The sequence below is a fragment of the Collinsella sp. HCP3S3_D1 genome, from assembly GCF_052064015.1.
In the GTDB taxonomy this organism is placed as follows: Bacteria; Actinomycetota; Coriobacteriia; order Coriobacteriales; family Coriobacteriaceae; genus Collinsella.
Genome location: NZ_JBQHWK010000003.1, coordinates 1 through 12,318 on the forward strand (window position 1 = coordinate 1; position 12,318 = coordinate 12,318).

The 12,318-nt window shown below is 55.4% G+C and carries 9 protein-coding genes; 4 read left to right on the forward strand and 5 right to left on the reverse strand.

From position 1 onward, the window contains the following. Positions 1–2,010, reverse strand: a 2,010-nt coding sequence (locus tag ACTNDJ_RS01310; protein ID WP_441083199.1) for an N-acetylmuramoyl-L-alanine amidase, incomplete at its 3' end; no start/stop codon positions are given. 213 nt (positions 2,011–2,223) lie between these two features. On the opposite strand from ACTNDJ_RS01310, the gene ACTNDJ_RS01315 reads away from it, so the two are divergent. Further along, positions 2,224–3,324 (forward strand): glycosyltransferase family 2 protein, encoded by a 1,101-nt coding sequence (locus tag ACTNDJ_RS01315; RefSeq protein WP_441083200.1) that lies wholly within the window; start codon positions 2,224–2,226, stop codon positions 3,322–3,324. A 4-nt stretch (positions 3,325–3,328) separates the two neighbouring features. Then, on the forward strand, positions 3,329–4,474 hold the full coding sequence (locus ACTNDJ_RS01320; RefSeq protein WP_441083201.1) for an acyltransferase family protein: 1,146 nt from the start codon (positions 3,329–3,331) through the stop codon (positions 4,472–4,474). On the opposite strand, the gene ACTNDJ_RS01325 is transcribed toward ACTNDJ_RS01320, so the two are convergent. Further along, entirely contained in the window at positions 4,471–5,841 is a 1,371-nt protein-coding gene (locus ACTNDJ_RS01325; protein ID WP_441083202.1) for a hypothetical protein, read from the reverse strand. The two genes, ACTNDJ_RS01320 and ACTNDJ_RS01325, sit on opposite strands and share 4 nt — an antisense overlap. 201 nt (positions 5,842–6,042) lie before the next feature. Here ACTNDJ_RS01325 and ACTNDJ_RS01330 point away from each other — a divergent pair, with 201 nt between their 5' ends. Continuing rightward, positions 6,043–7,062 (forward strand): glycosyltransferase, encoded by a 1,020-nt coding sequence (locus ACTNDJ_RS01330; RefSeq protein WP_441083203.1) that lies wholly within the window; start codon positions 6,043–6,045, stop codon positions 7,060–7,062. An 11-nt stretch (positions 7,063–7,073) separates the two neighbouring features. Here ACTNDJ_RS01330 and ACTNDJ_RS01335 read toward each other — a convergent pair whose 3' ends face one another. The 3 genes from ACTNDJ_RS01335 to ACTNDJ_RS01345 form a co-directional block, all read right to left on the reverse strand. Beyond that, positions 7,074–8,870: an AAA family ATPase gene (locus tag ACTNDJ_RS01335; protein WP_441083204.1), complete on the reverse strand. Its 1,797-nt coding sequence runs from the start codon at positions 8,868–8,870 to the stop codon at positions 7,074–7,076. Between the two features lie 203 nt (positions 8,871–9,073). Beyond that, entirely contained in the window at positions 9,074–10,723 is a 1,650-nt protein-coding gene (locus tag ACTNDJ_RS01340; protein ID WP_441083205.1) for a hypothetical protein, read from the reverse strand. A gap of 138 nt (positions 10,724–10,861) precedes the next feature. Further along, positions 10,862–11,293: an RrF2 family transcriptional regulator gene (locus tag ACTNDJ_RS01345; protein ID WP_154518293.1), complete on the reverse strand. Its 432-nt coding sequence runs from the start codon at positions 11,291–11,293 to the stop codon at positions 10,862–10,864. Between the two features lie 223 nt (positions 11,294–11,516). Between ACTNDJ_RS01345 and sufC the strand changes: the two genes are divergently transcribed. Continuing rightward, complete coding sequence (gene sufC / locus ACTNDJ_RS01350) at positions 11,517–12,317, forward strand: Fe-S cluster assembly ATPase SufC (protein ID WP_441083206.1); 801 nt, start codon at positions 11,517–11,519, stop codon at positions 12,315–12,317. Position 12,318: the final 1 nt, after the last annotated feature.

The following is a 12,318-nucleotide window of genomic DNA, read 5'->3' on the forward strand; positions in this document are numbered from 1 at the left end:
CTTGAGGCCGTCGGTGTCGCCGGAGACCCTGGCCTGGAGCCTGAGCGGCTTGCCGGAGCGCGCCTCGCCGGAGACGTCGAGGCCGTCGACGCTGAAGCGGTCCTCGACCGTCACCTTGCGGGTGAGGTGCTTGGCCTGCCCGCCGTCGATCACGTCGAGGTAGAGGGTGTACTCTCCGGGCTCGGAGGGGGTCCACTCGCAGGAGGCGGAGGAGCTGGGGCCGCCGACGGTGCCCCACTTGGCCCAGCCGCCCTTCTCCCAGACGAACTTGTACTTGAGGCCGTCGGTGTCGCCGGAGACCCTGGCCTGGAGCCTGAGCGGCTTGCCGGAGCGCGCCTCGCCGGAGACGTCGAGGCCGTCGACGGACCAATTGACTACTTTATATTTAGAAGTGCTCGATATATAACCATTGGAGTCGACAACATCGGCATAAATTTCGTATTCACCCGCTTGCGGCAAAGTCCAAGTAACAGACGGGCTGGTCAAATCTTGACCAATTACACCCCAATTTGAGCTGTTCCAATCGGCTCCAACTTTATGCCAAACAAATTTGTACTTAAGACCATCGGTCTTACCGGTAACATTCACGCCAATCTTAATGGAAGATCCAGCACGCCCTAATTCTTCAGAGAATGTAATTCCATCAATGGAATAAGGGTGCGGAAACTGCGCAATAATAGCAGCGGCATCAGCCTCGCCAAGACGACGACAGCCGTCATCGGAAAAGTAATTAGCGACATCGCCGGAATTCGAAATAAAGCCATGCTCAATTAAAATGCCAGGGATCCCCTGTTCGCGGGCGCATCGGATTACCGCAAACTCATCTCCCACTTGCATCTGTACAACGCGGCGGTACGTAAGACCCATAGCAGCAAGGTTATTCATAACCTTATTGGCAAGCTCAACAGAAACCTGCGTATAGTCTGATCCATTTGCGGTGGGAGCGTAAACCTCAGCGCCATGAGCGGCGGAAGGACCGGAATTGATATGAAAGCTCACGAATGCTTGCGCGCCCTGATCAATGCAGCGCTGGACGCGATACAGAAAATCATTACCGGAATAATTGCCGTATTGTTCACGAGCAAGAACGACCTTAAAGCCATATGCCTCAAGCTTATTCTTGCATGCCGTCACTATCTTCCAGGTAAGATCGGCCTCGCTTTTGCCATTGCCCTGTGCACCGGGGTCAGATCCACCGTGACCAGCATCGAGAGCAATTACGCTAACGTTGCGAGCAGAGCGAGCGGCATAAGTAGAAACACCATCCGGAGAATCGGCGCACTCCAACGCCTGCTGAATAGACTGTGCCTCAACAGCATTTCCGTCCCCATCTGCATAATAAACAGATGTGCCCTCAGAGTTCATAGAGCTATCTGCGACGGTGAATGAATAATCTCGATCAGAGAGATCGATTTTATGCTCAGTCCCATCTCCCTCTAGATAATACGAAATCGATGTGAGGAAATAAGTATTAGCTTCGAGTTTTGCGCCAAAGGTAAAGGCGGCAGAATTATCAGCCATAGAAGACGCGTCGACAGAGCCCTTTACGCCGTTGGCACTCGCATAGCCAAGCGTAGCAGAGGAAAGAACTTCGCCGTCATTAGGGGTTGCAAAAGCAATGACCTGATCAGCTCCAGAGGGAAGGCTTGGGTAGGCCAGGTAAACGTATTGGAAGGTCGACTCGACCGAATCGACCTGTTGATCGGTCTTGACATCGCTTTCAGTTGCGCCTTGGATCAACGAGTCGATAGCCTCAACATCCCCTTCAACCGGTGATTGGTCGACGGTAGCCTCGCTGCCTTCAACATCGTCACCGAGTGCAGCCACTCCGTCATCGCCTGCAGAAGCCACATTCGTCATAGCTTCAGTGGGCTGTGCCTCGTTCAACCCGAAAGCAGCAAGTACAGGACTCATCAATGACGAAAATGTCAGAAGAGCAGCCAAAGAAAAAGAAGTTGCAACACGTAAAACCTTTTTCATATTGAATCCCCAGTCAAAATGAATATCCATGTTGCGATATTATCCATCAACTATCTCTTCTTTTGAACAATTGTCATAGAAAGGAATTCTGTTGAATCAAGATGGCACGAACGGATAGTCCCGGCTCGTTTGGTCACCTGCTAAATAAGCAACCCTTACCGTTGCCTTCACCCAAACGCAACTAAAACCGTTGCAAACGCAATTAGGTATAATTCTTCCAAATCGCCTAGAGAAAGTGTTTGAATGCTGACCGTAATCGTGCCTACTTACAATGCCGAGCCGTATCTTTCTCAGGCTATAGGCAGCCTATTAAACGAAAAGAATATCGAGCTGGAAATCCTCGCCATCAACGACGGATCCACCGACAACTCGCTCGCCATTATGCAAGATTTCGCTGCGCGCGACTCGCGCGTTCGAGTGATCGATAAGGCAAACCAGGGTTACGGCGCAACCTGCAATCTGGGCATTCGCGAGGCAAAGGGCGACTGGATTGCCATCCTCGAACCCGATGACTGGATCGAGCCCGGAATGTACTCCGACATTCTTGCCTTTGCCAAGCGCGAATTTGGCGATCCGAACAAGCTCGATATTATCGAGACCCCGTATTGGATCATTCGCAACCCCGATACCCCCCAAGAGGTCAAGCTACATTGCGCATATCGCGGTCGCATTAAACCGCCTCGGCAACCGTTCACCATTCACGACGCTCCACACCTGCTGGCCCATCATCCGTCCATTTGGTCGGCAATCTATCGTCGCGACTTCCTGTTGCAAAACAATATCTGGTTTAAGGAAATCCCCGGTGCGGGCTGGGCCGATAATCCATTCCTTGTCGAAACGCTCTGTCAGGCAAGGGCCATCGCTTACTGGCCCAAGCCGTATTATTGCTACCGCGAGGAAACACCCGAAAAGGCGGCCGCTCTGGCCAAGCGTGACCCCTTGATGCCGTTTAATCGCTGGAACGACATGGTCGATATTCTTGAGAGGCTCAACGTCACCGACTCCGCCGTTTGGACACCGCAAATCACACGCGGTTTCACCTATATGGGCATCATGATTGAGCACACCGGAATTGAAGGCCACCCCGAAATCGAGCAGGCCATCCACAGGATGTTCGAACGCATGCCGCAAGAACTTGTATTTGCCAACCCCCGCGTTACTCCCGCGGCCAAAAAGCTCTATGCCGAGTATATGGGCATCGCCAATCCTAAAATCAGCTACTGTGCATACGCCAAGGACCTCGTGGGTGAGGGCTTGTATAACGTATGGAACAAAGGTCCCAAGCAGACTCTAAAAATGATTACATCGCACTTTGGCTCATATAACGCACGCGCTGGAAAATAGTCTGATGGGCAGCAAAGCAAGCAGAAATACCTCCATCGAAGCGCTGCGCTTGGTAGCGGTCGCTGGGATTGCCATATTCCACACGTTTCAGTGGACCTTTCAAGCCGTCTGCACCAGCCTACCGGAATACGCGCCGCTCGCTGTCTTCCCTTACTCCGGCGCGCTCGGCTTTATCAACCTGCTGGGCTGCTGGGCCAACGAGGTCTTCTTTATGATCTCGGGATACTTCCTTATTCCCTCGGCGGTACGCGCCCTCCAAAACGGTTCATCCGCGCAGGGTCTCACGCTTAAATCGCTTGATCGCCTCAAAAAGATCGTCTTGCCCACGCTCTTTTATTGCGCCACCTGCCTGTTTGTTTCGATGTACGTCTATCCCCTACCAGAAATCTCGCTGCATGAGATTGGCTGGCTCACGTTGGGCATCGAGTTTATCTGGGTCTACGCCGTCTCCGTATTGCTTGTCCCAGTGATTGCGCTGATACGACAGCGAATCGGCAGCAAAAGAGCCCCGTTTGTCGTAGCGCTTCTTGTGCTCGCAACATTTGGAATCAACTGCTACATCGCGGCGACGGCAAACGAAGCGGCCGGTATCATTTTGTGGCGCAAACTCATGAGCGCCGTTACCTACCTGGTCGCGTTTATTGCAGCTGGAGAAATGCGCTTTGTCCTCGAATGCCACGGCAACGCATCCGGCGCTCAAAAATCCAAGATCGTACTCATCGGACTCGTTGCCGCCACCATCGCGCTCGAGCTTCTGCTATCGGCAAATAGCCAGTACGACGCGCTCTGGAAGCTCTCCTTCAAGTCCACTTCCGTCATATCCTTTATCTTGGCCGCCGCATCCGTTGCCGCCGCAGCGCTCCATCAGCCGCGCCACGAAACCTCAGCCGCAGATAAGACAATCGTGTCTCTCGCCGCAGGAACACTCGCTTTCTACGCCGTACAATCGTTTACCTGCAATGTCTGGCGCCCCATCTTTGACAAGGCAATCTACACCATGGCGACAGGCATCCAAACGGGAGAGCCCCGTCCAGCCGTCGCCATTCTGCTCGGAATCCTTATGAGCCTTTGCCTCGCGCTTGCCCTACTACTCGTGGATATCGTACGCAGGGCCGTAGTCGAGGCCATCAAGGCCCACATGAACGGCTAAGCGACCTTCTGACTCCTCAGACCACGAAGCGCGCTTACACCTGAAACAAATAAAATCGCAAAGACAATCGCCCAATTCTTGCAGCCAAATACCGGAATATGAACGATCGCATGGTCATGCATAACAACGAAATAACCCAGAACAACAACCAGAGGCAGCGCCATGAGCAGCGACTGGATCAACACCTTTCGACGACGACCGCCTTGCGCGCCGCCCCGTATCGAGCAAACGAGCACGGCAACCCAAATCGCTAATACGGCAGCAAACGAAACAAGACAAACGACGTTCGAGATCATCGCATAACCAGCTGTTGAGCAAATGGCAAACAGCTGCGGGCTCATGTAATAAAACGCCTTCAAAATCTGAGGCCAGTCAGCCTGGGGCAACAGTGACGAAGTCCCATGCGCAGACCAAAGGCCCATCTCGCCCAGAACGTTCGAAAAGACCTCGTCCCAGCCCAGCACAAATGCCGCGACAACCCATTTCATCGCCCAGGTAAACACAAACGTAAGCCCAAACCCAAAGAGCGCCTGCAGCATCGTGACGACGCAACGCTTAGGGCGCTCACCCTTGGGGAGCGCAATGAAGGCGAAAAAGCAATGCAGGGCGACAACTGCGGCAGGGATCGTTAAAAAGTCAAGAAACGAAAACGCAGCACCCGTCGCAATCGACCAAAGGGCAAGGCGGCTTGTAAAAGCCCGTGTGTTCGGAGCCGATCCCAAACGAAGGCTCATGCAAGACATCATGATGAGCGCCACAAAGAACGAGATGCACAGCAGCAGATCACCGATAAAATTGAAAAACAGATTGGTCGAGAACAGCAGGATTGTAAGGAACCCCAACGTCAATGGCTTTGAAAATCGCTTCCGCAAGGCAACGTAAGCGCAAGCGGAGCCGGCAATCGCCAGAGCGGCCGCAGGCACCACGACAACGTCGATACCACCAATAAACAGGCAGACATTCGTAAGTAGCTGCCATCCATGCCAATACCGGTAGTACTGCTGATGCGTAATCCCACCGGCTTTCGTAACGTCATCAATCTCGGCAACAGTCATCGTCTTAAACGGAGAACCTTGGTCCTTTTGCTGTGCGACTTCAATGATAAAGCGATTGTTATCAAAGCAAACAGGACCAGCTGCAACACGGTGGTCGTAGATATACATGTCAGACAACAGGGCAGAGGACTCCGAACCCTGCGCATGTGACTCGACAACGGGCCTCGGCAGGCAATTCGCCGCGGTATTGCTCAGGACAAATGCGACCTGAAAAACCAAAAACAGCAACATGACCTTGACGGGAAGGCTATCGGCAAAGGAAGCTAAACGAGTTTTATTCACAGGGCATCCAAACAGAAAGATCGCGTCCACAGGAATCGGCACCTACGTAATACCACAATGCGCGCTTGAAATCTCACCACACGTCAACCAGGCTTGTAGCAAACGTTCTTGGTGATTAGCGGAACATTACCCGCGGGCGCCCGCCTACGCTTACAATAGTCGTGTCCCATGGGACACGTTGTTTATTCCGCAGGGCCGATATGCTGCCCACGCGAAAGGATATTCTCGTTCATGACTTCTACCCTCCCCGCTCCCATCGACAAGCTCGCCATCGTCGTCGTCACGTACAAGCGCCAGGAACTTCTGGCCAACCTGTTCGACTCCATGACCGAGCTCACGGCCGCGCCGTGGCGTATCGTGATCGTCGACAACGAGAATTCGCACGAGACCGAAGCCATGTGTGCCGCATTCAACGAGCGCCTCGCCAACCTGTGGGGCATCGACGCCGATCAGCCCGACGCGCAGGGCGGCACCGACCGCGTCATCTACGCCCCGCAGCTCGAAAACGGCGGCGGTGCGGGCGGCTTCTCCGCCGGCACCAAGTGCGCCTATGACCTGGGCGCCCAGTGGTTTTGGGTGATGGACGACGACGTGCTCGTCATCCCGGAGGGCATCGAGCGCCTGGCCAAGTGGACCGACCGCTACGACGTCATCCAGGGTTCGCGCCTGGACTTTGACGGCGGCGCCTTCTTTTGGCAGTACCAGCTCATCCTTTCGCTTGGTATCCCCAACCCCATCGCTAAGTGGGACCTGGGCCCCGAGGGCTATCGCGCCATGAACCAGCTGTGCTTTGAGGGTGGCCTGTTCTCACGCCGCGTTGTCGACAAGATCGGCCTGCCCGACGCTCGTTTCTTTATCTACGGCGACGATGCCTGCTATGGCTATGTCGCCAGCCAACACTTCCCTGCCGTCGTAGTCGCCGATGTGGTGCTCAAGCGCGCCCGCGCCGTCTCCAACTGGGATATCGCCGGTAAGCGTCAGCTCAATTCCACCAGTGACACCAATCGCTACTACATCATGCGTAACCGCGGCTACTTGGCCCGCTACATGCAGATCTACGGTGATTACCACCCCATTTTGTTCCGTTTGGGCAATGTGGCGACCTTCTGCAAGGAGTTTATCCGCCTTGCCGCCGTCGACAAGTGCTTTAAGACCGGCATTCCGGCGCTGCGCCGTGGCATGAAGGATGCCCGCAAGATCATACGCGACCCCAACTGGACGCCCATGCCGCCCATGAAGGAAACCGAGTAAAGCCGGCCCTCCTATAACCTCTGACATGCGACGGCAACTCGTTGTCCATCAAAGCCAAACCCCCAGCGCATGCGGCCCACAGCAGGACGTGGCACGCGAATGTCGTCGAGACCACTCCGTTCGATATCGAGCAATGCCTGTACTGACAGAAGCTCTAGGCCCAACGCATCGACATCGGGGTCGTACAGCATGCTGACCGAGATCAGCGGGCGGCTATCCAACATGCCAAGTGTATCCGCCGCATCAAAGGTATTGGCGGCCGGAAACACCTGGAAACCCCCAAACTCCGAACCGTGCGCTCGTTTTGTAACGGGGTCGGCATACCCAGGCAACCCAAAACAAAGACCCTGCAGTGCCAAACGAAAAGCCAGCGGCAAATCCGACTCGTCTCCATCAACGCCCAAGTCATCAATAATTGCGTCCAAAGCTCGCCTAACTGCACGCTCGTCTCCGCGGCAAAGACCCTCTTGGAAATCGTCGATAGTCTCGGCACTCTCGGCAGCGCACTCGAACCATTCGATAATCACATGACGCATCGCATACCGGAGCTCGTTATTGGGAAGGCGCAGGGCGCGGGGCAGACTGCCGTCCGCCTGGCGATCAGTCGCATCTGTCGTCAGGAGTCCACTCAAATACAAATCGGTCCAAATACCTTCCGCTGTCCCGGCATCAGGCTTCACGGCGTCCAAGCACAGTGGCGCCTCAACACAGCCATACGGATTAAGCAAATCAAACATTGCCGCAAGCCATCTTAAATCCCAGGCGCCCACAGTCTCGTTCAGACAATCGGCATAGCAACATACATCAAAGCGGGTTGGCGGCAGGCAGCCCCGAGCCAAGAACTCAACCACACGAGCCGGGTTCGAACAATAGAACCCGCCAAACCGGTAGCCTTCGAACCATTCGCGTGCGCAAGCCAGTCTGTCGCTCTGGCCAGTGTAATCTAGCAGCGCCCTGTTTTCGGCATCCGAAAAACCAAAGCGGCGATCGCACCAGCTCGACAAGGGCGAAGCCAAACAATACGGGCAGTTGCGATGCGCAAGTGCCGCCCATGCGGGGCCGGGTCGCTCCCCCATCAAGCAAACCAGCCGCAAAGAATCGGTCGAGGCGACAATGCCGTCAAAGAGCAGGCGGTCAAGCAACTCGATAAAGCACGAGCCATAGGCGGCCTGCACCTGCATATGATTCGAAAACGCCGCGTCATACCCATCAACCAGCAGCACAACCTGTTCATCACATGCCATACGGAGGAGCTCGATTAACAAGCCAAGAGCCGAATCGATTTCATCAGAACCGGCAACACCGCGCGCTACGCGCTCGATATGGCGCACGTCGCCGCGCGCTAAATCGGGAACTTCCAGCAGCGGCAACAGACGAGCGCACTCACGAGCGACGGCATCGCGCATGGCGGCCTCGGCATCGGCGCCTCGATAGGAGGAAGCAGAAAAATCCAAAGCAATGACCGGATAGCGTGCATACTCATCACGATAGATGCCATCTTCTGCGTCCCATATTTTGCTACCGATGAACAGATTCATGCTCGACGAGCCGGGCACAGGACGCTCCAGATAACATTTGAGCATGGAGAGGTTCATACTCTTGCCAAAACCATAAGGCCGACAACAGAGCGCCACAGTCGATTCGCAATCTAAGATATCAGCAATAAACATGGTCTTATCAACTAAAACACAATGATCGGCGGCGTCGGCAAAATCATGAATATCAATCGGCAGAACAGCATTTCCGCCGGGATTGAGCAACTTCACGCCAAAGGTGTTATCAATATTATACATTGCCTGTTCAGACACCGTTTTATCTCCCCTTTTAGAACAACGATGCCATTTTAGCGACCATCTTGATAACAATTTTATTGTTCAACAAATGATTCGGGTAACGGTAGAAATGGCTCCATAAGGGGGGGCATAACAAAACGATTCGCAACAAATAGGGGTCCGGTGCTATCGCATCGGGCCCCTATTCGAATCGCTAAGGCAAAACGCTCGCTGAGAGCCTACTTTTGGGCGTCTTTCTCCGCATCGTCTTTGTTTTGCTGATCAAGTTTATGCTTACCGCTCACAATAGACGTAGCGCCCAATGTGGCCAAGCTCGCGCTGGCAAGGCTCGCCATCAAAATCAAGTCACCCGTCTTGGGCATGCTGCCCTTAGAGGACTCAGTCGTCGTGGCTGAGGCAGTCACGACCTTGGTCTTACCCTGGTTCTGGTCGGCGCCATCATCAGCCAGGCCCTTGGACCCATTGTCGTCCGCGTGCTTGCCATCCTTACCAAGGCGGGGATCCTTCGATTCCGCACCGTCTGATTCCGTGCCCTTGTCGGAATCAGACCCCTTAGAACCCTCGTCCTTCGAATCGCCTTTAGCTTCTTCGGTCTTTTCCGTAGCGCCCTGGTCGGAGCCATCCTTCTTGGAAGACGAGCCGCTGTTGATGCCAGACATCAGCGAGAAGCCAAACATGGAGCCAAGCTGTTCGCTCGCAGAGGGTTTGTCATTCGTCGACGAGTCGCTCGAGCCGGCAGTCGATCCGCCGGCGGGAGAACCAGACCCTGCCGCAGCATCTGCGGAATTCGAAGGCGTGGCAGACCCCGCGCTGCCGGCCGAACCGACATCGCCATTTCCATCGCTTGCTCCGGCATCGTTCGAAGGAGTATCGACGGTATCCTCGTCAGCACCATTGGTATCGGCACTAGACCCAGAGGGAGCAACGGGAGCGGCGGGCGCCTGGCTGGGCGCCGGAGTCACGGGCTCGGGCTCAGGCTCGGGCTCAGGCTCGACCGGCGGCGTCGCCGCGGCCTCGTCCTCGGTAATATAGACCAGGCAATCCTTAAGCTCGTTCTTGTAACGGTTCTTCCAGCCCTCGTGATATTGCGGCTGGCTCGAGTACTTACGGGCAACGTTATTGACCACGCTGCTGGAAAGCGCCGTCACAAATTCACGGTCGGTCATATCGTTTGTAAGATTTGCCCAGCGGAAAAAGTCCTGGCAGCCATAGGTGCCGCACATGTTGGTGATGCTCCACACCATACCCTTGACGCAATCGGCGCGGCCAGAGATATCAATACCAAGCGCGCTCTTGAGCCAGGCCTCGGTCACCGCGTAATAGGAGTTGTATGCATATGAATCTTGCAGCGCCGAAAACTCAGCCGGATCGGCGTTATAGGCGCCCTGGAAGGCCTCCTGTGCAATGCGGCCCAGCTCCGTCAGCTGACCGTTCGAATACATGGGGTTGCTTGCGTTGGAGATATCGCTCCCGCGGTCAATTGCAGACTTAAGCATGCCGTACTTGGCAGGATTGTAGTTATAGACCTGCTTCATAAACGGGATGAGCGACCAGCGTCGATCGAACTGGTAGTAACCGAGAGCGTTGTAACCATCGCCGTACGAAAAGCCCTGGTTATAGTTGCCGTGGCTCTCATACTTGGTAAAGTACTTCATCTCGCTGGTCACATTGACAAACGAGACGCCTTGAACCGACCTCAGCACGCCCGAGAAAGACTGCTGGGTATAAAGGCCCTTATCGATATCGGTGGCATCCGAGGCAACGCCCGGCGTGGGCTCATCCGCAGCAGCGGGCGCGGGCGCGGCAACGGCGCCAAACGAAAGAGCCAGCGTCAATCCGGCAACAATCGCAGAATGCTTGGGCTGCATAAGATCCTCCTTGCATTGGTGTAGTTAAAGTGCAGTTTGCAAAGATAGATTTAAGTATCGCAGCAAGACCGATGTCGTACAACAACAACTCGACAAACGATAACGCCCTCCGCGAAATCTTAAGGAATTGTGCTCGAGTTACAGCTTGATATCGAAGTTAATCTCGGGCACGGCCGCCAAGTCGGCCAATGTCACGCCGTCGACGTACTTTTCAATCACGTCGTCCAGACCGCGCCAGAACTTCACAGTAGAGCACAGATCGCTGCGAGTGCAGTTGTTATCGATGCCATCGCATGCGACGGGCGCCGTGCTGCCCTCGACAGCACGCAATATATCGCCGGCTCGCACCTCGGCCGGGTCCACGGCCATCATGTAGCCGCCGCCCTTGCCGCGCACACTCTTGAGCAGGCCCGCCTTCATAAGCGGACGGACCAGCTGCTCCAAATACTTTTGCGAAATATGCTCGCGGTCGGCAATCTCGCGCAGGGCGATTTTGCCCTCGGCGTCACCGAGCGCCGCGATATAAATCATCAAACGGAGGGCATAGCGGCCCTTAGAAGAAATGAGCATACCTACCCTCCCGGTGCGCTTGAGACAAAATCATCAGCAGAGTTTGCCCCAGATGCCAAGCGTGTGGGGCAGACGATCCCGACTATTATGTCCCACATCTGAAAAGTCGAGTGGATTAGTCGGGTTTTCCCTTGACTAACGCCGAACCCATAGTAACTTTATTCCGAGAAGATTCCTAGGGTTTAGTACACCTATGAGTACACCATATACAGAGAGGAACAGCATGAGCGCAAATCCGCTGCTTTCCATCGAAGGTCTGACCGCCTCCGTGGACGAGAAGACCATCCTCCACAACGTCAACCTCAACGTCGCCGCCGGCGAGACCCATGTGCTGATGGGACCCAACGGCGCCGGCAAGTCCACCCTCGGCCACCTGGTCATGGGCGATCCCGTCTATACCGTGCAGAACGGGCGCATCGTCTTTGACGGCCAGGACATCACCGAGCTCACCACCGACAAGCGTTCGCGCGCCGGCCTGTTCCTGAGCTTCCAGGCTCCGGTCGAGATCCCGGGCGTGCCGCTGTCGAGCTTTTTGCGCGCCAGCATCGCCGGCCGCCCCGGCCTGGAGATGAAGGGCAAGGAATTCCGCCGTCGCGTCAAGGAGCTCGCGGCCGAGCTCAACATGGATACCGCTTACCTCAACCGCGAGCTGGGCGTAGGCTTCTCGGGCGGCGAGAAAAAGAAGGTCGAGATGCTCCAGCTTCTGCTGCTGCAGCCCAAACTCGCCATCCTGGACGAGACCGACTCCGGCCTGGACGTCGACGCCCTGTCCACCGTCAGCCACGGCATGGACGCCTACCGCAAGAGCTGCAACGGTTCCATGCTCATCATCACGCACAACACGCGCATCCTGGAGCACCTGGATGTCGACCGCGTCCACGTTATGGTCAAGGGCCACATCGTGCGCGAGGACGACGCCTCGCTGATCCCCTGGATCGACAAGAACGGCTTTGAGACCTTCGAGCGCGAGGCCGCCGAGCAGCGCTCCCAGGCCGAGGCCGTCGCTGCCGAGCAGCAGGCGTAAA